Here is a 26,908-nt window from a genome sequence, read left to right on the forward strand (position 1 = left end):
TGATTCAATGAATTATAAATGGTAATACGCAATAATTGTGGAAAATTGCAGAATTTCGACGTCGACGTGGACATATAGAGTTAAAGAAGACTGATCAATTTAGTAATTTTGTATCTCAAAAATGAAAGCGTTCTCTAGTACCCTCTGTCCAAAAACTATGTAAAAGTTGTAATATAAATACTTCCAATTACCTAAATCCTCTTTAAATTTCCAGCAAAATGGTGTTTAATAGTAAAGGAGATTTATTTTGACAGAGAACTTAATATTATGACAAATTATGATACAATCGTTTTGCATTACATATGAAACAAGGAGGACATCATGGAGGAGACCATTGATTTAAAAGAACTATTGCAACAGCTAAGGAAACGGTTGTTCTTAATACTCGGTATAACCATCGCAGCAGGTATTTTGATGGTGCTGGTCAGCTTTTTTTATTTAACTCCGATTTATCAATCATCGACAAAAATATTAATTAATCAATCGAAAAGTGACCAAACCACATCAAATTCTACAAATCTACAGTCGGAAGTGCAAGGGAATTTACAGTTAATTGATACGTATAACGAAATCATCAAGAGTGCCACGATTCTTGATAAGGTCGCTGCGAAACTTGGCAACAATGTGACATCTGAACAACTAAACAACGAAATTTCAATCGCAAGTACAGAGAACTCACAAGTCATCACAATCTTGGTTCAGGATGCAAATGCCAAGCAAGCAGCCAAAATAGCCGATACCACAGCTGAAGTTTTCCAAACGGAAATCGTCAAAATTATGAAGATAGATAATGTAAATATCCTTGACTATGCAAAGGTAAACCTATCACCGGTTAAACCTAATAAGTTGATGAATATCGCTATTGCCCTTGTGGTTGGGCTGATGATAGGGGTAGGCCTTACCTTCGTGCTTCATTATTTTAATCGGACCTTAACAACCGAAAAGGATATTGAAAATGAATTAGGACTTCCAGTGATCGGGATGATTTCGAAAATAGAAGATTCTAATCTAGCGATATTAAATCGAGGAAGTTCAACGAGATCAGCAGTGAGGAGTGAGAAACTTGGCTCTTAAAAAAAAGAAAACATCCAACAACTCTGTTAACAGGAATAAGCTTGTGGCAAGTTTAAATCCTAAGTCGCCTATTTCAGAGCAATATCGCTCTTTTAGAACGAACATTCAATATTCATCAGTTGATGAAGAACTAAGAACCATTATGGTCACTTCATCAGAACCAGGAGAAGGAAAATCGACTACGATTGCCAATCTCGCTGTTGTATTTGCTCAACAAGGAAAAAAGGTATTAATTGTCGATGCGGACCTGCGGAAACCCACTTTACACTATATGTTTAACGTGAATAATACCTTTGGCTTTACAACCGTGCTGACGAAACAAACGACTTTATTAAAAGCAGTAGAAAAGACGGAAGAAGATAACCTTTATTTACTAACGAGTGGACCAACTCCACCTAATCCAGCGGAACTATTGAGTTCAAAATCGATGGAGCAATTTATTGAAGAAGCAAAAGAAGAGTTTGATATGGTTTTGTTTGATACCCCGCCACTGTTAGCTGTTGCCGACCCACAAATTATGGCTAACCAATGTGATGGATCAATTCTGGTTGTTTATAGCGGTAAAACAGAAATTGATCATGCGAAAAAAAGTAAAGAATTATTAGAAGGCGCAAAAGGAAAACTCCTTGGCGTCGTCCTTAACCAAATAGAAAATGCAAATGGTGCCTACTACTATTATTATGGTGGTTCCAGCAACAAAAAATAAGAATATCTTTACAGTTTTAGTGTCGTTTATGTGTGGGATTAGATACAGAAAAATAGCTATGCATACGAAGATTAAAGAGAAATTTTAACTATAACTAAACAGTGACTTCAGGATGAACCACCTGAACGGCGAGGCCCCTCTGTCCGATATCCCTGGGGGCACTCGGTCATACTGTGGGTCCATGGGAATGGGACCTTAGGCGCTTGTTGTCATTAGCATGATGTGAGGACGGGTTAGATGCCCATTTTAACTATTAACTATATAAATATCTAATGAAAGAATAAGTGATTAAGCACTTACCATTCCATTAGGTATTTATTTTTTTGCCCATGTGCTTTAGTCGGCAAAAGTGTGAAGATAAAAAAGATAGAAAAAGTGGGGGAATACAGGAGTGACATATGGGAAGAGGTTGACCACGCTTGCATTACTTGATTCCATTATTGTGTTAACAGCCGTATACATAAGCTACTTTACGCTGAATCCAGAACTACAAGTTTTTAAGATTCCGATGCTGCTTGTTACGTCGATTACCTTATTAATTAACCATCATCTATTTGCCTCTTTATATAAACTTTATAATAAGGCATGGGAATATGCGAGTGTTGGAGAGTTAATCGCCATTGTAAAAGCTGTGACGTTTACCATTATGGTAACAGCGATCATGCAAGAACTAGTTTTTCGTAATATGTATGTTAGGGCATTAATGATTACTTGGATGCTTCATGTACTATTTATCGGTGGATCGCGGTTTTCATGGCGAGTGTTTCGCGATAATTTAATGATAAAACAGTCTAATATTAAAAGAACATTAATCATAGGAGCCGGCCGGGGTGGCTCGATGGTAGCCAGACATCTACTTAATAGCCATGATACTGATCTAAAACCAGTTGCTTTTATTGACGATGATCCAAAGAAGTATAAATTAGAAATCCTTGGAACCGCTGTGGTCGGAGATTCCAGTCACATCAAGGAAACAGTAGAAAAATATAAGATTGATAATATTGTGATTGCTATTCCCTCTTTACCGCAGAAGGCGTTAAATCGAATATTTGAAGAATGTGCGAAAACAAAAGCAAAAACGCAGATTATTCCAAAGATTGAAGACTTAATGACAGGAAAAATAACAGTCAATCAATTCCGGGATGTCCAGGTGGAGGATTTATTGGGTAGAGAACCGGTAGTATTAGATATTGCTGGGATTTCAGAAAAGGTTTCGGGAAAAACAGTCTTGGTTACTGGTGCTGGCGGCTCAATTGGTTCGGAAATTTGCCGTCAAATCTGTAAGTTTAATCCTAGAAAAATTGTTCTTCTAGGACACGGGGAAAACAGTATTTACTTGATTGATATGGAACTACGAAGAAAGTATCAGAATCAAATTGAGATTGTTCCGGTTATTGGGGATATACAGGATCGGGCAAGGATTTTTGAAGTAATGGAAGAGCATCAACCATTTGTTGTGTATCATGCAGCTGCACATAAGCATGTACCGTTAATGGAATATAATCCGAGAGAAGCGGTTAAAAATAATATTTTCGGAACAAGGAATGTAGCTGAAGCTGCGGATACCTTTGGAGTTAATACATTTGTGTTAATCTCTTCAGATAAGGCTGTTAATCCTCCGAATGTCATGGGAGCGACGAAGCGATTTGCGGAGATGATTATTCAGAGTCTGGCACCTACTAGTAAAACTAAGTTTGTTGCGGTACGGTTCGGAAATGTGCTCGGAAGTCGTGGTAGTGTAATTCCGTTATTTAAGAAACAAATTGCAGCGGGTGGGCCTGTAACGGTTACTCACGCTGAGATGACTCGTTACTTTATGACGATTCCGGAAGCATCAAGGCTTGTAATTCAGGCTGGTTCATTAGCCCGTGGCGGTGAGGTATTTGTGCTTGATATGGGTGAGCCAGTTAAGATTGTGGATTTGGCAAAAAATCTTATTAAGTTGTCAGGATATACAGAAGAAGAAATCGGGATTAATTACACGGGCCTCAGACCTGGGGAGAAGATGTACGAGGAGCTTCTTAATGAGAATGAAGTACATCCAGAGCATGTCTTTCCTAAGATTCATATTGGAAAGGCGAAAGTTATTCAAGCTACGGCGTTAGGGGAGCTAATCGAGAGTTTATTAATTATGTCTGAACAAGAAATGCACGATACATTAATAGCGATCGCTAATAATAAATTTGATAGGGCGGCTGCTTTATCGATGACTAACTCATAAAGAGTACTTATATATTCCGTTATTTAAATTTAGAGATTTAAGGTGGATTGTATATGAAAAAGGTGCGTAAAGCAATTATACCGGCATCTGGTCTTGGAACATGTTTCCTTCCGGCTACAAAGGCAATGCCCAAGGAAATGTTACCGATTGTTGATAAACCAACTATTCAATACATTGTGGAAGTGGCAGTTGACTCTGATATTGAAGATATTATTATTGTTGACTGGTAAAGGAAAAAGAGCAATCGAAGATCATTTTGATGTTGTGCCAGAACTTGAGCAAAACTTAATAGAGAAAGGTAAAACCGAGTTATTGGAGGAAGTACGATATTCTAGTAATCTGGTAGACATTCACTACATTCGACAAAAAGAGCCAAAAGGTTTAGGACATGCTGTCTGGTGCGCGCGTAATTTTATCGGTGACGAACCATTTGCTGTTCTATTAGGTGATGATATTGTCCAAAGTGAATCTCCTTGTTTAAAACAATTGATCAATATATATGAGGAAACTCGATCATCCGTTATCGGTGTTCAAACAGTACCGGATGATGAAACGCATCGCTACGGAATTATTGATCCCGCAAGCAAGATGGGAGACGTTATCAAGTAAACAACTTTGTAGAAAAACCAAAAAAAGGAACAGCCCCAACAAACTTAGCAATAATGGGCCGTTACGTTTTAACACCGGAAATCTTTATGTTTTTGGATCAGCAGGAAACTGGTGCAGGTGATGAAATTCAATTAACTGATGCTATTCAGAAATTGAACCAAATTCAACGTGTATTTGCTTATGACTTTGAGGGGAAGCGATATGATGTCGGTGAAAAAATTGGTTTTGTAAAGACAATGATTGATTTTGCTCTGCAACATGAGGAGCTTAAAGAAGATATTTTAAAGGTATTTAAAAGAGGTAATAAGTAAAGAAGTGACCTTATTATAAATTTTTTTGCAAGAGATGAATTTGGATTGAAACCGGTTAGTCAGGTGGCTAACCGGACCAGTTTTGTAATCGTTTTTTATCACAAATAAAATGCCTATTATCCAGCTAGCTTAGGAAAAAACTCGGTTGTAGGTCTAGAGGGAAATATCTATTTCGTATTTGCTTCATGAATTGATAGATAGACGACGTGAGTAAATGATATAGCTGAGTTTTAGTGGGATTAAGTAGTTGGTTGAAAAAAGCTACTCTAACTAAGTACTAAGCTACTAAACCATTTTTTGTTTTGAGACAAAATTTTAATAAAGTGAGGAAAAACAAGATGATATATACCGAATTAAGAAATATTTCTTTTTCACCACCTGATATTACTGATGCAGAGATTGAAGAAGTTATAAAGGCAATGAAATCTGGTTGGATTACTACTGGACCAAAAACAAAGGAATTTGAAAAAAGAATTGCAGAATATGTTGGAACTAATAAAGCTGTCTGTCTAAACTCCGCAACAGCGGCTTTGGAACTTACTCTTCGTATTATAGGAGTAGGTGCAGGGGATGAAGTTATAACTTCAGCTTATACTTATACTGCATCTGCTTCAGTTATAGAGCATGTTGGTGCAAAAATTGTATTAGTTGATACGGCACCAGAATCATTTGAAATGGATTATGAAAAATTAGCTGATGCTATAACAGAAAAAACTAAAGTGATTATTCCAGTTGATATTGCTGGGAAGATGTGTGATTACGATAAAATATATAAGATAGTAGAAAGAAAGAAAGAGCTGTTTAAGCCGAAAAATGAACGCCAATGTTTATTTAATAGGATAATTGTTATGGCCGATGCTGCTCATGCTTTTGGCGCTGAGAGAAGAGGAAGGAAGTGTGGTCAAGTTGCTGATTTTACTTGTTTTTCTTTTCATGCAGTAAAGAATCTGACTACGGCTGAAGGTGGAGCTGTTGTATGGCGGAATGACCGTGGACTTGATGATGAGTGGTTTTATAAACAATTTATGCTATACAGTCTTCATGGGCAATCAAAAGATGCGCTTGCTAAGACACAAAAAGGTGCATGGGAATATGATATTGTTTACCCTGCCTACAAGTGCAACATGACGGATATTATGGCTAGTATCGGTTTAATTCAGTTAGATAGATATAAAGATTTATTGCAAAGGCGTAGAGAAATAATTGAAATGTATGATAATGAACTATTGCCATTAGGTATTAAAAGTCTACAACACTACGCCGAGGACCTTACTTCGAGCGGCCATCTTTATTTAGCGAGAATACCTGGGATTAGTGAAAAAGATAGAAATGAAATTATTGTTAAGATGGCTGAAGCAGGAGTTGCTAGTAACGTCCATTATAAGCCATTGCCAATGTTTACGGCTTATAAGAATTTAGGGTTTGATATTCTGGATTATCCTAATGCTTATAAGCAGTATATTAACGAAATTACGCTTCCGCTTCATACTTTGTTGATTGATGAGGATGTGAAGTATGTGGTTGAGAATTTAAAAAGGATAATGAATGAAGTTTAAGGTGGGGTTATGGAATGTATAAGAATTTTTTTAAAAGAGTTTTTGATTTAATCTTAGCATTAATAGCCTTGCCATTTTGGCTTATTATTCTAGTGGTTATAGGGCCAATCATTTACTTTCAAGATAAAGGCCCTATATTTTATAATGCGTCTCGACTGGGCAAGAACGGCAAAGTATTTAATATGTATAAATTTCCGTTCTATGAAACTCAATGCTCCAGACCTTAGAAATGAGGATGGTTCCACTTTTAATGCAGAAGATGACCCTAGATTAACTAAGATTGGAAAGATTATTCGTAAAACAAGTCTAGATGAGACGCCGCAGATATTTAATATTATTAAGGGGGATATGAGTATAATTGGTCCAAGACCTGATCTACCTGAACATCAGAATCTATATGAGGATAATGAAAAAAGAAAACTGGAAATAAGACCGGGTATTACTGGATTTAGCCAAGCTTATTATAGAAATACCATACCATGGAAAAAAAGAATCCAAAATGATATTTATTACATTGACAATCTATCTTGGTGGCTTGATATCAAAATTTTCTCTAAAACTGTAATTTCCGTTTTAAGACGTAAAGATATATTTGTAACTGATACCAATACTAGGAAAAAAGAAAATACCGGCACTGGAATTTAAGGTGGTTAATAAAATGAGTGAAAATAACAATTCATTTACTTTCTATGAATTGAATTGGGATACAGAGTTTTTTGGTGTTAAAAGTGCCAAGGTAATTCTGAATAAGCAACTTTCTTGTAATGAGTGGATAGAATTAAAGGCAAGATTTAAATATTTTCAGTTTATTTCAATAGAGAACAGAAATTCTGAGCCAGTTAATGCACAGTTCATAGGAAAGGATACCACGGCTTTTTTAGCGGATGTAAATATCCAATTTATTAAGAAGGTAGAAGGGATTTATAAACTTCCTTTCCATATTACCCTGCATAGGGCACTAAAGAGAAATAATAGAATTATTGATTTAGCAAGTTTCCAGTGTTCTAAGTTTACTGAAGATCCTGAGCTAGCAAAGCGAGGAGGTAATAGAGTTTATAAACAATGGATTATTAATTCTTTTAATAACATTGATAAGTATTATGCATTATCTAAGGATGAAAACGATAATATTAATGGATTTGCATTGTACTCCTTTTCAGGTAGTGCATGTGTTATAGAACTTATTGCAGTAGATAAAACAATAACTAAACATGGTATCGGTACGCACTTATTCAATGCAGTTGAATTTTCTGCAATTCAAAAGGATACTAACATAATAAAAGTTGGAACTCAAATACGGAATATTGGAGCCATTAACTTTTATCAGAAAGTTGGTTGTAGACAGGGTGGGTGTCATCAAGTTTATCATTTTTGGAATATGTAAATATTAAGAGTTAGTTTATTCGGGGGATATAAATGAAGAAAATTCTTATTGTCTCAACAGTAAGCAGGCAATTCTATCTTTTTGAACAAGGTAACATAGAGGTTTTGAAATCTCTTGGATATGAAGTACATGCAGCTGCTAATTTTAGTGATGCTAACGAGAGATTGAAAGATTTAGATATTATTAGACACCCGTTTGATATCGAACGATCTCCATTTTCGATAAAAAATATAAAAGCTTATAAGCAACTTATAAAGATAATGAAATCAGAGAAGTTTGATGCCGTACACTGTCACTCACCTATGGGTGGAGTGCTAGCGAGACTTGCTGCAAGGTCTGTTGGCATATCTCCTATTTTATATACCGCTCATGGCTTCCATTTTTATAAAGGGGCTCCACTTGTTAATTGGTTAGTATATTATCCAATTGAAAAGTTTTTATCTAGATATACCAATGTTCTCATAACTATTAATGAAGAGGATTATTGTAAAGCGAAGGAATTTAGTCCGAATAAAGTGGTTAATGTTCATGGTATCGGTGTAGATACAAAAAAAGTAATTAATTGTGTTGTGGACAGAGAGAAAAAACGAGAAGATCTAAAAATACCTAATAATGCTACTGTTTTACTTTCAGTTGGTGAAATGATTAGAAGGAAAAATCACGAAACTGCTCTTTATGCTCTCTCCAAGTTGGATAACCAAAACTATGTTTATCTTATTTGCGGCAGAGGGGAATTAGAAGACTATTTGAGAGACATTGCCAAAAAGCTTGGAATTGAAGATAAAGTTAAGTTCTTGGGGTATAGAAGTGATATTTCTGAAATATGTTTAGCTTCAGATATTTTTGTATTTCCTTCATTTCAAGAAGGCTTACCTGTATCTGTGATGGAAGCAATGTCTGCAGGATTACCGATCGTTGGATCATCTATAAGAGGTACATCAGACTTAATTGAAAATGGGATAAATGGTTATTTACTGAGTGCAAAGGACCATGATGGATTTGCAGTGGCTATATCTAAACTAATTAATAATTTCAGTGAGCGGTTTAAAATGGGGAAAAATAATATGGAAAAAGTAAAAAAATATGAAAAAGAGTTAGTAAAGCAGGAAATGAAAATAATTTATAGTAATTACTTGTCTTAAAAATAATAAAAGTGGATAAATAATAATCGATTATAGGTTACAACTAACTTTTTATATAATTTAATTCAAATAACCTAATGCTCTTTGTAAAATAAAAAAGATGATTTTTTAACCATTATTAAAAAATTTTAATTATGAAGGTGTAATAAATATGAATTTACCCAAGGTAAGTGTGATTATTCCTACTTACAAAAGACCGGAAACACTGACAAGAGCAATAGAAAGTGTGATAAATCAAACTTATAAGAATATAGAAATTATTATTGTAGATGATAATGATCCGACAAGTGTTTTCAGAAAAGATACTGAAATTGTCATGGGAAAATATGTGAACTATAAAAATATAAATTATATTAGACACCTGCAGAACAAAAATGGCGCAGTTGCAAGAAATACAGGTATAAAAGTTTCAACGGGAAAATATATTGCTTTTTTAGATGACGATGATGAATTTTTACCACCTAAAATTCAAAACCAAGTCGATAAAATGGAAAGCTTAGACTATTCCTGGGGAGCTTGTTATTGCTCATATAAAAAATTAAATTACAACTCAGAACAGTACTCAGGTGAAAAAAGAGAAGGAAACTTGTATTTGGAAGCACTGATGAGAAGCATATATCTTGGCTCAGGTTCAAATTTACTTGTGAGAAGAAGTGTAGTTGAGGAAATAAATGGGTTTGATGAAACGTTTAAAAGAAACCAGGATTTGGAATTTTTAGTTAGAATTTTAGAAAGGTATAAACTTTCTTATGTAGATTCTTGTGATTTATTGGTGCATTATGAAGTTAGAGATGTAAAACGGACTTATGCTGAATTACTCGAAATAGATGAATATTATCTATTGAAGTTTCAAGATAAAATCGAAAAACTTAGTGAAAAAGATAAAAAAAGGCTTTACACAATTGTAGCTTTAGAAAGCTTTAGAAATGCAATAGCATGTAAATCTATATTGAGAGGGATAAAACAATTAATCTTTAAAAAAGTAAACATACTAATTTTTTTCAAGTATGTTCTTTATCTATATAGGAGAAAAGTTACAAATAAAAGCTATGGCTTTGAGATATAAAAGAGTAGGGAGTAGCTGCATTTAATAATAATAATAAAAGGTAATAAGTAATGGGGGAAATTACTTGAACATTGTAATCGTGCCATCATGGTATCGTAATAAAATGCAACCTAATAACGGAAGCTTTTTTAGGGAGCAAGCAAAAGCAATAGCTAATAAAGGTCATAAAGTTGTAATACTAGATCCAAGTTTACGTGTAAGAAAAGGTTGGTTTTCTAAAGATTGTATGAGATTTCAAAAAACTGTAGATGAGACTATTACTGTATATTCTTTTAACTTTCCTTCACTATTTTTTGGTCGATTCCCTTTAATATATTCCTTTATTTTTAAGTTGACACTTGAATTTCTCTTAAAAAAACTCAAAAAAGATAATTTTGAACCAGATATTATACATGCTCACTCTGCCTATGCAGCTGGTTATGCATTATATAGAACTAAATTAGTTAAAGGTACGCCGGTTATTGTGACAGAACATAATAGTATTTTTAATAATAAAGTTACAAAAAAGTCTTTAAAATATATTTTAAATAAAACTGTAGAAAATTCTGATGGTTTTATTTGTGTTTCAAGTTTTCTTAAAAGTAATATTGAGGAGAATCTTGATACCAAAGTAAATATTAGAGTTATTCCAAATATGATAAATAATATATTCAGTTATCAAGAAAGGCAACTTAAAGATAATTTTATTTTTTTATCAGTAGGCAACCTCGTAGAAATTAAGCGCATGGACTTACTAATAAAAGCATTTGCGAAAAAATTTTCAAATAGAAAGAATATCTACCTTAGAATAGCTGGAACTGGTTATCTTTTTAATGTTTTAGAAGACCTAATTACAAAGCTTGAAATACAAGATCAAGTTACTTTGGTTGGAGAATTAGACAGGCTGGAATTATTAAAGGAATATCAAAATTGCGATGCATTTGTTCTTGCTAGTGCTTTTGAAACATTTGGTGTTGCTTTTAGAGAAGCCATGGCTGTAGGTAGACCAGTAATCTCAACACAAAATGGAGGAATCAACGAAGATAAAAGCGAAATTAATGGAATTTTCCTTAATGGTGATTCAGTAGAGGACTTGGCTAAAGGATTGGAAAAAATGTATAACAATATAGGCGCTTATGATGGTGAAATAATATCACGGAATTGTAGAAATAAATATAACTCCAATATAATTATTGATAAAATTATAGAAACTTACAAAGAATTACTTTAATGGCCAACTATTGTTTAATATATCATTCATATAAGGAGTTAAAAATTGAGACATGTTAATAATATAGTTTATAAAAAACAATTGATTTTTTTAGTTCCATTTATATTGTTGTATTTTTTATCTATAAAGGTTGCTGAAAATAGGTATTACTTATTTGCAACCTTAAGTTTATGGTTTTTAGTTGCAATAGTTTTTTCTAGTAAAAAGGTGATAAAATCTTTTAATATTAAATATATTTTATTATTTATTTTCTTTATGTTTCTAATTACATTTTCATTTAATGGAAATATAATAGACACGTTTAAAATAATAGGATTAACAATTGTAAATTTTATACCCATTTTCTTATTTGATTACTTCTTTAGGACAAGGAGTAAATCGGAAAAACATTTTAACGGTAAGTTTTTGTTTTTGGTAATCAGCATAATACTGCTATACTTAAGTTTTGCTACTTTATATTATTTAACAACAAATCCTATGATTGCAAGATATTTAACATCATATGATCCATCGACATCAACAGGGTTTGGGAGTGATTTGCCCAAGGCAATTGGAGGAGGATTTAATTTAGCGTATGGAATAATTTTTGTCCCTCCATTGTTAATCTACTTTGTAAAACATATTAAATCTTCATTTAAAATTAAAATATTAGTATCTCTATTTATTATTTATTTAATGTACTTCATTTTAAAATTAAATTTTACTATAGCTTTCCTATTAGCAGCAGTATTTTCATTATTTGTACTGTTCTCAAGAGGCAAGAGAACACATGATATGATTCTTTTAATCAGTATTATTTGTTTAACATGTATTTTGTTATTATTTATTAAGCAAAATTTGGATTCAATTATCCTAACTTTATCAAACTTTATTTCTCCCCAGAGCGTAATTCACCTTAGACTTACTCAGTTAGCTGAATTTGTTTCAGGTAGCGGGGGAGATAGTAGTGTATCATATAGAATTGATAATATAGTTCGTTCACTAGGATCATTTATTAACAGCCCGTTTATAGGAAAAGGATACTTAGTCGGCTTTGATTTTAGAGATGAGGCTACATTTGTTGGACAGCATAGTGAATGGATTGATATTTTAGCTAGATATGGAATCATAGGGGGTATTCCGTACTTACTATTTATTATTCTTTCATTAAGAGATTTATATAAAGAATATATATATTCAAAATTTGCTTCATTATTATTATATCTATATATTATGCTTTTAATTTTAGGAATACTTAATCCTTTTATTGGTTCTACGGTATTAATGATTATTTTTATCTATATTCCAAGTTGGATTGAGATTGGGGATTCTAGCGCTAGAAAGGACTAACAATAATGAAAATAATATTACCAATTTTCATACCTATTCACAAGCTCCCGCCAGTTTTAACAATTCTAAAAGTTTTAGAAACAAAAGATGATTTAGATATTCATGTAATAATGCCATTTAACTCAAAATATTATTCTAATCATTTAAATGGTAAAAGTATAACATTTCATTATCTATTCGATTATAACTGGTATGACGAACTAAATAACATGAATTTCTTCAAGAAAATGTATAGTAGAACAACAATGATTAATAAAAGGTTTTATAAAAAACTAGATGAATTATACGATAACAATTCATTAGTATGGATTATTCATGAAGAAACAGCATTCTACCTAAATAAAAATATACTAAAATATAACTATATTATTTCTATTTATGAATTAAATAAGAAAATAAAAATGTTTAAGTACTTAGATTCAAATGTACACAAAATTGCTAAAAATGCAATAAATATAGTTGTACCCGAATATTCTAGAGCTCATATATTAAAGGCATGGTGGAATCTAAAATATCTACCATTTGTACTACCAAATAAAACATATGACTTACATTATGAAAAAAACTCACCCATAGAAATTAATGAAGTTGAAACTACAATAAAGTCATTAAAAGATAAAAAAATTATATTATACCAAGGTGCATTTGGTTATGATAGAAAGCTAGATACATTTATTCAAGCAATAAATATACTTGGAGACGAATATAAACTCGTTTTGCTTGGAAGAGAGAATGAATATATTAATGATTTAAAAAGGAAAGGACTTAAATTTATTCATATTAATTCTATTCCCGCTCCCATGCACTTACAAGTAACAAGTCATGCATATATTGGTATATTATCTTATGTCCCGAATGAAAACATAAAAAAGTATGAGCCTTTAAATGCGATATTTTGCGCACCGAATAAAATTTATGAGTATGGTGGTTTTGGAATACCTATGATTTGTAATAATGTTCCTGGTTTAATTAATACAGTTGGTAAATATAATGCTGGTGTTTGTATCGATAGTAATAATATATCCCAAATAATAAATGGAATAAAAAAAATTGAAGGGTCTTATGAAATTATGTCAGCAAATTCAAGAAGATTATTTGATGATTGTGATGTTAATGCAATAATAACTGAAATTATTAGTGACACGCAAAGTAAAATGAAAGATTTTGAATTAAAAAATAATTAATTATTAATACTTATTCGAACATTTTTGGTAACTATATTAATTATTTTGATTGGAGAATGTTGTGGTGAAAAAGAAAATTTTGGTTTTTGTTCATCATATGGAAATAGGGGGGGTAGAAAAAACTCTTCTTTCATTATTATCCGCTATAGATGAAAATGTTTATGATGTGGATTTATATTTAGTCAATAAAAAAGGGCCGTTTTTAGAATATATACCAAATTATGTAAGGATACATGAGGTCGATCTACCCCAGTATGTATATGATGAAGTATTTTATGGAAGAAAATATACAATAATTAAATTCATTAAAAATAGGAGCTATTTTAAAGCATTTGCTAAGAGTTTATCTGCTCTAAAGTTTTTATTTATTCCTAGAAATAAAAAGAAACTATATGAATTTGAATATCTTTCTTCTAAAATAGCAAAGTTAGACACTAGTTATGATTTAGCTCTTGATTTTATGGGATATATGACCTTTGGAACTTTTTTTATTGCAGAAAAAGTTAATGCAAAAGCAAAAGCCACTTGGTTGCATAGTGAATTAAAGCAGTCTAACACTAACCCTCTTCCATTTAAAAAATATTATGAAAAATACAACAAAATATTTGGTGTTTCAAAAAAATGTGTAGAAGACTTTGTTGAGTATTTTCCAGAATACAGGGAAAAAACAATGGTTTTCTATAATATAATCTCAAGTAAATTAATTGAAAATATGGCGATGTATGGAAAGTGTTTTAATGACAATTTTGACGGAATCAGAATACTTACTGTGGGAAGGCTTTCAAATGAAAAAGGCTATGATATTGCTATTTCTGTACTTGATCAGTTATTAAAAGCGGGTTATAACGTTAAATGGTATGTACTAGGTGAGGGAAAAGAATTAAACAACTTAACTAAATTAATCAAATCTTATAAAGTTGAGGAAAACTTTATACTATTAGGAGCAGATCCAAACCCATATAGATATATGTTGGAGTGTGATTTATATGTACAACCTTCGCGATATGAAGGTTATAGCACTACTACCAATGAGGCTAGGATATTAGCAAAACCAATAATTACAACGGATGTCTCTGGGGCTCGTGAACAATTTGTTAATAAAGTCACCGGTTTAATAGTAAACTGTAACCGTACCGAATTATTTAATTCGATAATAAAATTAATAAAAGACCCGGATTTATGTAACACTTTATCAGAGAATTTGTCGAAACAAACAATTGATACATCATCTGAAATAAATAAGCTTTATAATTTAATTAATACTGAATCATAAATTAAAATAAAGTAAAATTTCTATTTTATTTTTAGGGTAAAAAGTGAGGGATATCCGTGAAGGCCATAAGGCTAGTTCATGATGCTATAGCCAAGTTTGGTAGGAAATATATAATTGATACCAAGCATTATAAAAAGAGATTACTGAACCATGAATTCACAATTGTTTCTAATAATTGTCTAGGTGGTATTCTATACCATGAGTTAGGTGAGAGATTTAGAACTCCTACAATAAACTTATATTTTGATGACAATGATTTTATTAAGTTTGTGGAAAATCTTGAAAAATATATAGATATGGATTTAATAGAAGAAGAAAATACAAATGAAGATTACCCAGTTGGTCTTCTTGATGACATTAGGATTCATTTCTTGCATTATCCAAATTTTAATACTGCTAAAGAAAAATGGGAGCAACGGTTAAAAAGAATCAATTTTAATAATATTTTTATTATAATGACTGATACTAATGGTTGTAACATTGACTTAATGAGAAAATTTGACAAAATGCGATATAAGAATAAAGTTTTGTTAACTCATAAACCCATTACATCGCGTACTATAAAATCGGTCTATTATATAAATGGTTTTGAAAGTCAAAATGGTTTGGGAATTCTATGGAACTATCAAAATATACTTGGTTATAAGTACTTTGACCAATTTGATTTTATATCATGGTTTAATTCGGGCAATAAATAACTAAACAGAATACTTTAAAATTAAGTGTTAGAGGTTCTGTATAATTCGAACTAGACAAATATAATTCATAATAAATTTAAACTTAGGTGGCGTGATGAAATTTAAAAAAATTGCAAATAATATATTTTCCGGATTATTTAACCAACTAATCACAATTTTATTGGGCTTGGTTATCCCACGACTCTTCCTCGAAAATTTTGGATCCGAAGTTAATGGTTTAATATCTTCAATAGGACAAGTATTTGTTTATATTGGACTACTAGAGGCGGGGATTGGTATTGCAACTATTCAAGCTCTATATTCGCCGATATCAAAGGATAATAAAACAAAAATAAATAGTATATTAGCTGCAACTGATATTTTTTATAAAAAAATAGGTATTTACTATACAATTATTGTAATATTATTTTCTATAATTTATCCTTATGTTATACCCTCAGAACTAAGTAATTCAACAGTAACTTTAGTAATATTACTATCTGGGTCAACTGGAATATTAACCTTTTTTTTGTATGGAAAATATCGGCTTCTTTTACTAGCGGAGGGTAAAAATTATATTGTTACTAGAATAGCTACTATTATAAGTGTTCTAACAGGTGTTGCAAAAATTATTTTGCTTCTTTACGGAACTACAATTATATATATATATTTGGCTATTTTTTTATTTAATATTTTTCAAATGAGTTTATTTATTATTTATATAAAAAAAAACTATGGGTGGATAAACTTAAAAGTCTCCCCCAATTTTAAAGCTATATCCCAAAGGGGTTCAGCATTTATACATCAATTTGCATCATTAATATTCAATAATACGGATGTTCTCCTTTTAACGGTATTTTGTGGATTAAAAGTAGTAAGTGTCTATGTTTTATATAATTTAATATTTAGTATGATTGAAGCTTTAATAAATAATATTAGTAATAGTATTGTTTTTTTACTAGGTCTTAAATATCACCAAAATCGTCGCGAATATATAAAGTTATATGATGCTTATGAATTGTATTATTTTAGCATTTCATATGCTATATATGCAGTTGCTTTTATCATGGTTTTACCATTTATGAAATTGTATACAGCGGGTATAAACGATATTAATTATATTGATTTTTGGGTGCCTGTTCTTTTTGTAACTTTAAAATTATTAAGTGCTGCAAGAATACCAGGCGTAAATACAATTAGTATTGCCGGGCACTTTAAACAAACACAATTTAGAGCATTAATTGAAGTAATATTAAATATTGTTTGTTCCTCAGTTCTAGTATATAAATTTGGTATATATGGAGTTCTTCTTGGTACAATTATAGCCCTTATTTATCGAACAAATGATATTATTATTTATTTTAATAAGTATATATTCGAACGTGGTCCTTTGATAACGTATAAAAGATGGTTTATTAATATCTTTGCCTTTATTGTGGTAACTTTTATAGCTATGAGAATAGATATAAACCCTGATTCTTATCTCGGTATTGTAATAATATCCGCTCTCCTTTGTCTAATATTAATACCATTTTTTATAATAATCAGTTCTCTATCTGATATTAATGCAGCTAAGTATGCCATAAATCATATGAAGTCTTATTTTTATAAAATAATTAAGTAATTTGGTAATAAAATAATTATCGGTCATATTTTATATAAATAGTAGGGAAATAAAGAAATGTGGATCGATTCTTAGAGTGGCGACAAAAGAATCTTAATAGAATTAAAGATACGGATAAAATGTAAGCTACTATTTAACTTTACAATAGATGATTAAATAAGGAGTTTAATATGGTTAATAGATTGAAGGTAATGACTGTTTTTGGGACAAGGCCAGAAGCAATTAAAATGGCTCCTCTTGTAAAGGAACTAGAAAAAAATAATGAATATATAGAGTCTATTGTTACTGTAACTGCACAACATCGTGAAATGCTTGATCAAGTGCTTAGTATTTTTGATATCATACCTCAATATGATTTGAATATTATGAGGGATAGACAGACTTTAATTAATGTAACAACTAGAAGCTTAGAAGGATTAAATAAGGTATTAATTGATGTTAAGCCTGATATTGTTTTAGTACATGGTGATACTACAACTACCTTTGTTGCAAGCCTAGCAGCTTTTTATAACTCAATACCAGTAGGTCATGTTGAGGCAGGGTTAAGGACAAGAAATAAATATTCCCCTTATCCAGAAGAAATCAATCGTCAACTTACCGGGATCTTAGCTGATCTTCACTTTGCGCCAACTGAGCAATCAAAAATTAATCTTTTAGTAGAAAATAAGCAAGAAGACGCAATTTTTATTACCGGTAATACCGCAATAGATGCATTACAGACAACGGTAAAAATAAATTATTGTCACCCAATTTTAGATAAGGTAGGAAATGATCGTTTAGTATTATTGACAGCTCACAGACGCGAAAATACTGGAAAACCAATGGAAAATATGTTTAACGCTATACGTCGTCTTTTGAAAAAGCATGATGATATTCAAGTGGTTTATCCGGTTCATTTGAACCCAATTGTTCGAGAAATTGCTACTAGAATTCTTGGGGACAATAATCGGGTTCATTTAATAGAGCCATTAGATGTTGTAGACTTTCATAATTTTGCTTCCAGGGCATACGTAATCTTAACGGATTCTGGTGGCGTACAAGAAGAGGCGCCATCCCTTGGAATTCCAGTCTTAGTCTTGCGAGATACTACAGAGAGGCCAGAAGGCGTTAATGCTGGAACATTAAAGTTAGCTGGTACGGATGAAGAAACAATCTATAATCTTGCAAATGAGATTTTAACGGATAAACGAGCCTATCGCAAAATGGCTAAGGCAACTAATCCGTACGGTGATGGTAATGCATCAAAAAGAATCGTCAACGCTATTCTATACCACTTTGGTTATAAAAATGAAAGGCCAATGGATATAGGACATAACAAATTCTAAAATGGAACTTGGATTATGGACGACCATGGGGGATCTAGAGACCTACTGTATTTAGGCTTACAGCGAGCCGAATAACTACTGTTCGAGTTTATATTCGAGATTACGTAATGAATTTAAGATAGATAAAGAGTAATAACCAAGAAACTATGAAGCTATCACTGATGCATCAATGAGGGAACAGATTCCTGCTGATCTAGGTTAAAACAAAGAAACATAAATTATAAGGTATCTGTTTTATGTCATTCCAGATATAAAGACAAAGTATGATTAGATATACCTTTTACAACAGAATATGAAAGTAGAGCATACGAGAATGCATTACATGCGTTTGAGGGCATCCGTAGGGATTAGTTTTCTATATCATTTATATTGCTGAAATCCCTTTGATAGAATTACATCTCCACGTATTTTCATTTAACTTTCGGGTTTACCGGAAGTTAATCCAGAAAGTAAAGGTAGGATTGAAAATGATAGGTTTTATCATTAAACACAATTTCGCTAAACTAAGGGTTAGGTTTAACTCTTAAGAAATTTATGGGAAATGGAGTAGATCTTCCCTTTGCTAAGAAATCACTGTATTCAACTATCTATTTAATGATGGGGTAATAAGTTGGAAGTAAAATGGATAGGATAACTAGCGAGTTTCACTAAACCATAACCTTTTATTTTTCAAATATGAGGATTTAGTTATTTGTGATTAATTGAGCTAAATTCATATTGTTAAGATGTATATATGAGAATATTATTGTAGTTTATAATATTATTTATTTAGGGGACCTGCAAAAAGACAATTGTCCAACAAAATAGGGGAAAAAATACCAAAAAATGATTCGGAGGAATATTTAGTGAAAATAGCTGTAGCAGGAACCGGATATGTAGGTTTAGTAACGGGAGTTTGTTTAGCAGAACATGGACATACTGTTTCTTGTGTGGATATAGACGAGCGAAAAGTAGCATTGTTGAGTTCAGGTGTTTCACCTATTTATGAGCCAGGCTTGGATGAATTAATGCAAAAGAATCTGGATAAACTCCTCTTTACCACAGACTATAAAAAGGCTTATAAAGATGTAGATGTTATCTTTATAGGAGTAGGAACTCCAGAAAAGCATGATGGTTCTGCCAATTTAAAATATGTGAATGAAGTTGCTCTTGAAATTGCGGAAAGTGTTGAAAAAGATTGTGTAGTAGTAATTAAATCGACCGTACCAATCGGAACAAACGAAAAAATTGAAAATCTAATTAAAGCTAACTTAATTCATAATGTTCATGTGAGTATAGCCTCAAATCCAGAATTTTTATCACAAGGTACAGCGGTTCATGACACATTACATGCTTCTAGAATTGTTATTGGCGTAGAAGAAGATTCTGCAGGAGAAATTTTAAGGGAAGTTTATAAAGATTTTGGGGCTCCGATTTTGGTTACAAATAGAAAAAGCGCTGAGATGATTAAATATGCATCAAATGACTTTTTAGCATTGAAAATTTCATTTATTAATGAGATAGCTAACTTATGTGAAATTGTTGGAGCAAACATTGACGATGTAGCCCTTGGCATGGGATATGACAGCCGTATCGGTAATCGCTTCTTAAATTCTGGTATTGGTTACGGAGGCTCTTGTTTCCCTAAAGATACCAAAGCATTACACTGGTTAGCCAATTTCCATGACTATGAATTGAAGACTATTAAGGCAGCCATAGATGTAAATGAAAACCAAAAATTAAAATTAATTAAGAAATCCCGCAAGTACTTTGATAGTTTAAAAGGTTTAAACGTAGCAGTTCTTGGGTTGACTTTTAAGCCTGGTACAGATGATTTACGGGAAGCCCCATCCTTAGTTAATATACCGATTATGCTGGAGGATGGAGCGAATGTTCGCGCTTGGGACCCCGTGGGTAGAGAGAATTTCGAGAAACTATATCCGGAAAATATTACTTATTGCCAAACCATTGAAGATACCCTCAAGGATACTGACGTATGTTTTATTTTTACAGAATGGCATGAAGTTAAAGAATTTAATTTAAATAACTACAGTAAACTTATGAGAAATCCAATTGTTCTGGATGGTAGAAACTGTTATAAACTGGCCGATGCTAAGAAGGCGAACCTTATTTATGATTCAATTGGAAGAGAAACAATTAATAGTTTAGAGACCATTCTTGTATAATTATCAAACGCCCTTGCCGATAAAAGAGTGTGCAAGGGCGTTATTTTAGCTTATTTAAGTTTTTAATAATATTAGATTAGGAAGTTATGACTCCAATTTCCATTCCTACGGTGTTACTGACACTTTATAAAGACAAGAAATTGAATTCAGGGTTCAGACCCCCACTCAGCTAAAGTTTAACGCATTAAAGTGTGATAGAGAGGCGAGTGTTAATGTCAATCAAAAAGTTGACCACTACGCTAATGAAATAGTTGACCACCTAGAGTTATAAAAAACCCCCAACTCAGGTGGTAAATTTTTTGATTAGCGAAGCTGGGGGAGTATTTTTATAATATTTGCGATTTTAATGATTCCTTGAATCTATAGCTATCTCCATTCATGACTAAGATATGAGAGCGGTGGGTAAACGATCAACTAGTGCTGCTGTCATTTGTTCATCACCAAAAACTTGAGTCCAGTTAGAGAATTCAAGATTACTAGTAACGATCATACTACCCTTTTCATATCGAGAAGCACAGAACTGAAATAGTAACTGAGCACCAGCTTTGCTAAATGGGATATATCCAATATTGATTACGGCCATAAGATTTTACCACCCTCGCCCTTTTTTTTACCACTGCTTTCCAAGGAATTTACCAGGCTACGCCAGCGTATTTACCAATCTATAAAATTAAAATACGAGAATGCATTCATGTGACACTTCATCAGCTGTTCCAGATTCATAGAGGTTGTGATCTCCTTGTATTTCATTCTCGAATATCCAAGAACAATGACAAAAACTTAAAGTTTTTGCCTCTTACCATCGACCTCATGCTCTCCAAGTTCGCCCCAATCAATTTGAGCTTGCTTACCTGGAGGAGTTTCAAAATGAATACTGGACTGTTTATTTGGTTTTGCTCGGTAGGGGCTTATAAAAACTCCCTTAGGATAGTCATTTGTCCATCATAGCCCATTGCTTGAATCTCTTTCTAACAAAACAACACAATTAGTTTTTCCTTCTTTCAATCTCTTTTGTTTATGCCATCCCAAAATGACCAAAAGTTGACGGTGTTGCCTGTCCAGAATTAGACGGTTATAATGTCCATGTATACATATTTCGGAACATTTCGACATTTAATTCTGAAGAAAGGAAAAGACGTCTCCCAAAATGTATATTTGCGCCAACAGATATACGGGAGACGTCCCCTAAAAAACCATATGCTTATTGTATCAGATTATAAACTAATTGAAAATAATGGAGTTTTTGGTTAGAGGTGCGGGGAGGATTCCTTCGCCCTGTTGCGGGAAAAGCATGAGTGTAATTGGTACTAGAAAAAGAAAAGCAAAAGAAAATTCTGGAGACACAAAAATATATAATATTCGGCGATTAGGTTGTGATCAGTGCGGCCGGATTCATCATGAATTACCAGATTTCTTAGTTCCATATAAGAGATATAAGGCAGAGTGTATAGAGTCGGTTCTTTCGAACCCTTCTACACATGATGTTCCAGCTGATGAATCTACTTTATTTCGTTGGTTTGAATGGTTTAATTTTTTTGTAGATTACTGGGCTAATTGTCTCATATCTATTGTGCTTCGAACTAATCAGGATAAGGTCCCTTTGAATTTGGCGTCCGCAAATTCAGAGACTGCACTTCATAGAATAGGACGACTGGTGGGGAATGCCCCTAGATGGCTGGAGAGAATTGTCCGTCCGATTGTGAATATTAATTTATGGTTACATACCCGTTCTGCATTCTTGTCCGAAGAAAGCTGATTTACACTCATGATAATCACATATTGGAGGAGTGTTATCATGAGAGATCATAAAAAGGCAGAAGAAATCGCAGCACAAAGGTTCCAGCTCATTGCCCCTCTATTGGCGGAAGGGCTAGATGCTGGAAAAGCAAAGGAATTGAAAAACCATATATGTAAGACCAGCGGTCTTTCTGAAAGGACCATTAGACGTTACCTAGAGCAGTATCGTAATGAAAGTTTTGAAGGGCTAAAACCAAAAGGAATCACGGGAAAAATGAAAAAAGAAGGCATTCCCTCGCATTTATTAGAACAAGCCATTCTCCTTCGAAAAGAAGCTCCTACTAGAAGTGTTGCGCAAATTATTCAAATACTTGAGTGGGAGGGCTTGGCTAAACCTGGCCAGCTAAAACGTTCAACTCTTCAAGAAAAGTTAACTGAAAAAGGATACAGTTCTAGGCAAATGAGGCTCTACTCTCAAACAGGAATAGCAGCTAGACGGTTTCAAAAGCGGCATCGTAACCAACTGTGGCAATCGGATATTAAATTTGGACCTTATTTACCTATTGGACCAAATGGTACTAAGAAGCAGGTCTACTTAGTCGCTATAATAGACGACGCGACTCGATTTATTCTACATGGAGCATTCTATCCTACCCTTGATTCCAGGATTATAGAAGATGCATTTCGAAACGCCATACAAAAATACGGTGTCCCCGATGCCGTTTATTTTGATAACGGTAAACAATATCGAACCAAGTGGATGTCTCGTACCTGTTCCAAATTAGGGACGAGACTTATCTATGCAAAACCGTATGCGGCTGAATCAAAAGGCAAAGTTGAACGCTTTAATAGAGTTGTAGATTCTTTCTTAGGTGAAGCGGCCCTCGAAAAGCCAAAATCCTTAGATAGATTGAATGAGCTTTTCCAAGTATGGCTTTCAGAGTGTTATCAAAACAAACTGTATTTGGCAAGCTAAAAATGCATGTAACAGCAGCTAAAAATGTAACCACTCGCCAACTTTTTTCCTAGCTTTGTAATAATGATTCTTTATAGCGATGACTGTCACCGTTAAATACAACCAGATGAGAATGGTGAATCAGTCGGTCAATGACTGCCTCTGTCAAGATCGGATCACCGAAAACGTGGTTCCATTGACCGAACTGCAGGTTGGTGGTAATAATGATGCTTTTTGACTCATAACACATCGAAATGACTTGGAATAATAGCTCTCCACCTTGTTTATGCAAAGGGATATATCCCAGTTCATCTAGGATCAGTAAATCCAACTTTTCAATTTGCTTAAACAATTTGGGCAAAGTGCCTTTTTCGTTCGCATCAAGAAGCTTATTTACTAATCCTGCAACTGTAAAGAACTTAACGGACTTGCCAAACTTATGTATGGCATTTAAACCAATCAAAGTGGCTAAGTAGGTCTTTCCTGCACCTACTCCTCCATAGAAATTGTTATTCTCCTGCTTTTCTATGAATTCTCCATTCAACAGATACTCCTTTGTCATTCCTGCCGGAATTTGAACCTCGCTCCAGTCAAACGGCTTTCCTTTTACTTTCGGAAGTGTAGCCTGGTTTAACAGTAGGTTAACCTTGCGCTCTTCACGTTGCTGGATCTCTGCTTCAAAGAGCTTGAATAAATAATCCTGATTATTCGAGCCTTCTACTTCATGAAAATGTTCCTTAATCCAGCTCAACTTCAATCGCTTTGCATAGGTTTTAATTTGTTCATTCATTGTGCGCCCACTCCTTTATGGAGCTGGTCATAATGATTGAGACCTCGCGTCGCTTCCGGTAGTTTAGGTAGTGTTATGTTTGGCTTAATTTCACTTCGGATTCCGCGTCCGTTAATAAGTTGATAGAATACTTGTTTAATCGCATCCACGGAGGGATGCCCATGTTCTGAGGCAATTACCAGCGCTTTAGTAATAACACTGAAATCGTGGTCCTTCAAGATCACCGATAATAGTTTCAATGCCGCTGGTTTTTCGTCCACTGTTCAAGCCTCAAAAAAACTTTTCCATTCTTCCGGAAGCTGTTCATAGAAACTGGTATATTTAAGTGCCGTAGGCCGTTTGGCCATCAAATTCAGATACGGCTGCTATTTCATAGATTTTCTGTATTGGCCGTACAGTCTGGAATGGCTGACAACGAGTTGGTGATCATCGTTTAAAATTTCCACTTTACTATACGATATTTTCACTAGGACCTTGCTTAGCGCATATCTTGGCGAAGTTGAATATAGGTTAAGATCCAACTTTATATAACTGTATTTATGGGCTTTCAAGGTCTCATACCTTACACATTCATATTCTTTAGCTGGCAATAGGAGGAATGCTACCCGATCTTCTTCGAATAACTCTGAAATCGCCCAATCCTTTTGGTAATGCTTCCTTTCGCGATCTTTCTCCGCCTTGGCCCATAACTCTTTATTTAAATCATCTAGATTCAGGACTTGCAATCCTGGTAAGAGAAAGTTATTCCGGACATACTTGACCATCGCCTCTACATGACCTTTCTCGTTTCCGCTATTTGGATTGCAGAACTCACACTCGAAACCATAATGAAGAACGAAGTTCTGGAATTCCTCTGTTAAATGCCGTTCGCCATTTGGCAGTATTTTCTTAACGGCAGGTGATAGGTTGTCGAATCGTATGGCTTTTGGAACGCCCCCCATATGGTGGAACACTCTTCTCATCCCTTCAAGAAAACACTCTTTGTTTTGAGAAGGGAATACCTGAAAATAAAATGAATTACTAAATGGGAAGGAAACTACAAGGTATGGCAAAACGATATCTGTCCCTCCGTAAATAAATGGTGCCTCCCCGAAATCTACCTGTGCTGTCCTAGGGATAGATTCTAATGGAAGAGCAGCCTCATCTACCACGTTGAGGAACTCTTTTTTTCTCATAGAAACATACTCCCGAACCGTACGATCAGAGCCTTTAAAGCCATGGTTATCTTTTAACAAATCCCACATTCTCTTGGCAGTTCTACGAAACTTCTTTTTCTTTTTCATGTCCTCCTTGATCCATTCATCAATTATTTTCTTTACAGGCCCTAATACCGGAGCTATCCTAGTTTGCTTTTTCTTTGGCTCTTGGTTGAAATCCTCCATTTCTGCATACTTCTTTATAGTTCTTGGATCTCTTCCAGTTCTTTTTGCTACATCTGAATATGTACAGTCTTTATTGTTAACTTCATGTCTGATATAATTAATTTCGGCCACTGCCAACATCTCCTTAATACCTCCTGCGCTTGTTTGTCCCAACAGGAAGTGTATGTGTATTTTGGAATGTTGACAAGTGGTTTTTTTATTTGTTTAGCCCCTAGAAGCCAACACAAATTAGGTGCCATATCCTACATTTTTATGATGCCATAAACACATTGGTGGAATTAGGAAGTTTTTACCTTTCCCCAGGATCGACGACAGAGGAAATATTCTTGTTTGCTGCAGCCGGCTTAAAAGTTAGAGGATAGTGAACAAATTGAGCTGCATCATCTCACAATTAAAGAGTTGAAGGATCTGATCATTAAAGGTGAATTTAAGCACGGTGCAGGGCTTGTAGCCATTTTAAGATATAAGTTTATGACTAATTAATTCTTAAGATACAGCTGATGTAGGCTCTTGTATTTAGTATTTATTAAAAGAGTAGTGAATTCCTAGGACTTTTAGTGGGAGGAATTGTAAGATTAGGAAAGGCATAACCAAGCAGAACTTTTACTTAATTACGATTCTTTTAACGTGTTATAAAGGTTCATTTAAAACAAATAAAGGTAGAGTGCACTAATTAAATCTAAGTTCCCTTCTTAATTACCTTCAAAAAGATGTTTCAAAATCATATTTTGTGGTAATCAAAGATAGGGGGCGAGCTTATGCCATTAATATCTAAGATTCTATACCGTTGGCACTTAATAAAGAAAAACTATAATATATTGCTATTTGATAGTTGTATTGATCATCAATTTAAGGCTAAATTATTTCAAAAGGTTATATATCACGAAACTAAAATAAATAAGTGGATTAGATAAAGCCCTTCCTAGTTTTCTGGCACCCCTGTCAAGGACATATGAAGTTATGAAGCTAAAAGATGATTCGTAGTTCATTGAATAGGGGTATCTTTTTTTAATTTCATTGATAAATATAATTATTATAATAAATGAGTTTAATGGTTGCGGTCAAAAGAGGAGAACAAAATCTTACATACACACCACTGAATCTAGGGGTCAGACCCCCACTCAAAGGAGGAGGCCGTTAATCGTTTTTATATCAGAGCAGCTAAATCTGTGTTTTCATCTATACAGT

18 protein-coding genes and 5 pseudogenes are annotated in these 26,908 nt (G+C 33.4%); 19 read left to right on the top strand and 4 right to left on the bottom strand.

What is annotated here, in order from left to right; all coding sequences use genetic code 11:
- Positions 1–321 precede the first annotated feature (321 nt).
- The 17 genes and pseudogenes from ACZ9EE_RS17735 (at position 322) to ACZ9EE_RS17815 (ending at position 20,856) form a co-directional block, all read left to right on the top strand.
- The gene (locus ACZ9EE_RS17735) at positions 322–1,074 is read left to right on the top strand and encodes a YveK family protein (protein ID WP_476029065.1); all 753 of its coding nucleotides are present in this window, start codon (positions 322–324) and stop codon (positions 1,072–1,074) included.
- Positions 1,064–1,780, top strand: a complete 717-nt coding sequence (locus ACZ9EE_RS17740; RefSeq protein WP_476029067.1) for a CpsD/CapB family tyrosine-protein kinase — start codon at positions 1,064–1,066, stop codon at positions 1,778–1,780. Before ACZ9EE_RS17735 ends, ACZ9EE_RS17740 begins: the two co-directional genes overlap by 11 nt.
- 391 nt (positions 1,781–2,171) lie before the next feature.
- Positions 2,172–4,001: a polysaccharide biosynthesis protein gene (locus tag ACZ9EE_RS17745; RefSeq protein ID WP_476029069.1), complete on the top strand. Its 1,830-nt coding sequence runs from the start codon at positions 2,172–2,174 to the stop codon at positions 3,999–4,001.
- Positions 4,002–4,054: 53 nt separating this feature from the next.
- Positions 4,055–4,921 (top strand): annotated as a pseudogene (gene galU / locus ACZ9EE_RS17750) (UTP--glucose-1-phosphate uridylyltransferase GalU).
- Between the two features lie 338 nt (positions 4,922–5,259).
- Positions 5,260–6,477 carry a DegT/DnrJ/EryC1/StrS family aminotransferase gene (locus ACZ9EE_RS17755; RefSeq protein ID WP_476029071.1) on the top strand — a complete coding sequence of 406 codons (1,218 nt, stop codon included), beginning with the start codon at positions 5,260–5,262 and terminating at the stop codon, positions 6,475–6,477.
- A 14-nt stretch (positions 6,478–6,491) separates the two neighbouring features.
- Positions 6,492–7,122: pseudogene (locus ACZ9EE_RS17760) on the top strand (sugar transferase).
- 13 nt (positions 7,123–7,135) lie between these two features.
- A complete protein-coding gene (locus ACZ9EE_RS17765) occupies positions 7,136–7,861 on the top strand; it encodes a GNAT family N-acetyltransferase (protein WP_476029073.1) in 726 nt (241 codons plus the stop codon).
- Positions 7,862–7,893: 32 nt separating this feature from the next.
- Positions 7,894–9,003, top strand: a complete 1,110-nt coding sequence (locus ACZ9EE_RS17770) for a glycosyltransferase family 4 protein (RefSeq protein ID WP_476029075.1) — start codon at positions 7,894–7,896, stop codon at positions 9,001–9,003.
- A gap of 151 nt (positions 9,004–9,154) precedes the next feature.
- On the top strand, positions 9,155–10,069 hold the full coding sequence (locus ACZ9EE_RS17775; RefSeq protein WP_476029077.1) for a glycosyltransferase family 2 protein: 915 nt from the start codon (positions 9,155–9,157) through the stop codon (positions 10,067–10,069).
- 64 nt (positions 10,070–10,133) lie between these two features.
- On the top strand, positions 10,134–11,279 hold the full coding sequence (locus tag ACZ9EE_RS17780; RefSeq protein WP_476029079.1) for a glycosyltransferase: 1,146 nt from the start codon (positions 10,134–10,136) through the stop codon (positions 11,277–11,279).
- A gap of 45 nt (positions 11,280–11,324) precedes the next feature.
- Positions 11,325–12,608, top strand: a complete 1,284-nt coding sequence (locus ACZ9EE_RS17785) for an O-antigen ligase family protein (RefSeq protein ID WP_476029080.1) — start codon at positions 11,325–11,327, stop codon at positions 12,606–12,608.
- 5 nt (positions 12,609–12,613) lie between these two features.
- Entirely contained in the window at positions 12,614–13,792 is a 1,179-nt protein-coding gene (locus ACZ9EE_RS17790; RefSeq protein WP_476029082.1) for a glycosyltransferase, read from the top strand.
- A gap of 64 nt (positions 13,793–13,856) precedes the next feature.
- Entirely contained in the window at positions 13,857–15,065 is a 1,209-nt protein-coding gene (locus tag ACZ9EE_RS17795; RefSeq protein WP_476029084.1) for a glycosyltransferase, read from the top strand.
- Positions 15,066–15,121: 56 nt separating this feature from the next.
- Positions 15,122–15,763 (top strand): DUF1919 domain-containing protein, encoded by a 642-nt coding sequence (locus ACZ9EE_RS17800; RefSeq protein ID WP_476029086.1) that lies wholly within the window; start codon positions 15,122–15,124, stop codon positions 15,761–15,763.
- A gap of 94 nt (positions 15,764–15,857) precedes the next feature.
- Positions 15,858–17,366, top strand: a complete 1,509-nt coding sequence (locus tag ACZ9EE_RS17805; RefSeq protein ID WP_476029088.1) for a lipopolysaccharide biosynthesis protein — start codon at positions 15,858–15,860, stop codon at positions 17,364–17,366.
- Positions 17,367–17,536: 170 nt separating this feature from the next.
- On the top strand, positions 17,537–18,691 hold the full coding sequence (gene wecB, locus ACZ9EE_RS17810; RefSeq protein WP_476029090.1) for a non-hydrolyzing UDP-N-acetylglucosamine 2-epimerase: 1,155 nt from the start codon (positions 17,537–17,539) through the stop codon (positions 18,689–18,691).
- An 845-nt stretch (positions 18,692–19,536) separates the two neighbouring features.
- Positions 19,537–20,856: a UDP-glucose dehydrogenase family protein gene (locus ACZ9EE_RS17815; protein WP_476029092.1), complete on the top strand. Its 1,320-nt coding sequence runs from the start codon at positions 19,537–19,539 to the stop codon at positions 20,854–20,856.
- Positions 20,857–21,238: 382 nt separating this feature from the next.
- On the opposite strand, the gene ACZ9EE_RS17820 is transcribed toward ACZ9EE_RS17815, so the two are convergent.
- Positions 21,239–21,439, bottom strand: a complete 201-nt coding sequence (locus ACZ9EE_RS17820; RefSeq protein ID WP_476029094.1) for an ATP-binding protein — start codon at positions 21,437–21,439, stop codon at positions 21,239–21,241.
- Positions 21,440–21,525: 86 nt separating this feature from the next.
- Positions 21,526–21,942 (bottom strand): annotated as a pseudogene (locus ACZ9EE_RS17825) (IS21 family transposase); the annotation flags it as partial.
- Between the two features lie 148 nt (positions 21,943–22,090).
- Here ACZ9EE_RS17825 and ACZ9EE_RS17830 point away from each other — a divergent pair.
- Together ACZ9EE_RS17830 and ACZ9EE_RS17835 are read left to right on the top strand one after the other, a co-directional pair.
- On the top strand, positions 22,091–22,612 hold the full coding sequence (locus ACZ9EE_RS17830; RefSeq protein ID WP_476029096.1) for a DUF6431 domain-containing protein: 522 nt from the start codon (positions 22,091–22,093) through the stop codon (positions 22,610–22,612).
- 39 nt (positions 22,613–22,651) lie between these two features.
- Positions 22,652–23,563 (top strand): annotated as a pseudogene (locus ACZ9EE_RS17835) (DDE-type integrase/transposase/recombinase); the annotation flags it as partial.
- 55 nt (positions 23,564–23,618) lie between these two features.
- Here ACZ9EE_RS17835 and istB read toward each other — a convergent pair.
- Positions 23,619–24,338, bottom strand: coding sequence for an IS21-like element helper ATPase IstB (gene istB, locus ACZ9EE_RS17840; protein WP_476029098.1), 720 nt, complete (start codon positions 24,336–24,338; stop codon positions 23,619–23,621).
- Positions 24,335–25,840, bottom strand: a pseudogene (gene istA / locus ACZ9EE_RS17845) (IS21 family transposase). The gene istB and the pseudogene istA overlap by 4 nt, the downstream one beginning before the upstream one ends.
- Positions 25,841–26,908 lie beyond the last annotated feature (1,068 nt).

This window comes from Bacillus sp. URHA0034, from assembly GCF_056280405.1.

What these genes read in the sequence shown, in the direction of transcription:
- wecB (WP_476029090.1), top strand. Translation starts at nt 17,537, where the DNA reads ATGGTTAATAGATTGAAGGTAATGACTGTTTTTGGGACAAGGCCAGAA.
- istB (WP_476029098.1), bottom strand. Translation starts at nt 24,338, where the DNA reads ATGAATGAACAAATTAAAACCTATGCAAAGCGATTGAAGTTGAGCTGG.
- ACZ9EE_RS17790 (WP_476029082.1), top strand. Translation starts at nt 12,614, where the DNA reads ATGAAAATAATATTACCAATTTTCATACCTATTCACAAGCTCCCGCCA.
- ACZ9EE_RS17765 (WP_476029073.1), top strand. Translation starts at nt 7,136, where the DNA reads ATGAGTGAAAATAACAATTCATTTACTTTCTATGAATTGAATTGGGAT.
- ACZ9EE_RS17775 (WP_476029077.1), top strand. Translation starts at nt 9,155, where the DNA reads ATGAATTTACCCAAGGTAAGTGTGATTATTCCTACTTACAAAAGACCG.
- ACZ9EE_RS17735 (WP_476029065.1), top strand. Translation starts at nt 322, where the DNA reads ATGGAGGAGACCATTGATTTAAAAGAACTATTGCAACAGCTAAGGAAA.
- ACZ9EE_RS17770 (WP_476029075.1), top strand. Translation starts at nt 7,894, where the DNA reads ATGAAGAAAATTCTTATTGTCTCAACAGTAAGCAGGCAATTCTATCTT.
- ACZ9EE_RS17805 (WP_476029088.1), top strand. Translation starts at nt 15,858, where the DNA reads ATGAAATTTAAAAAAATTGCAAATAATATATTTTCCGGATTATTTAAC.
- ACZ9EE_RS17755 (WP_476029071.1), top strand. Translation starts at nt 5,260, where the DNA reads ATGATATATACCGAATTAAGAAATATTTCTTTTTCACCACCTGATATT.
- ACZ9EE_RS17830 (WP_476029096.1), top strand. Translation starts at nt 22,091, where the DNA reads ATGGAGTTTTTGGTTAGAGGTGCGGGGAGGATTCCTTCGCCCTGTTGC.
- ACZ9EE_RS17820 (WP_476029094.1), bottom strand. Translation starts at nt 21,439, where the DNA reads ATGGCCGTAATCAATATTGGATATATCCCATTTAGCAAAGCTGGTGCT.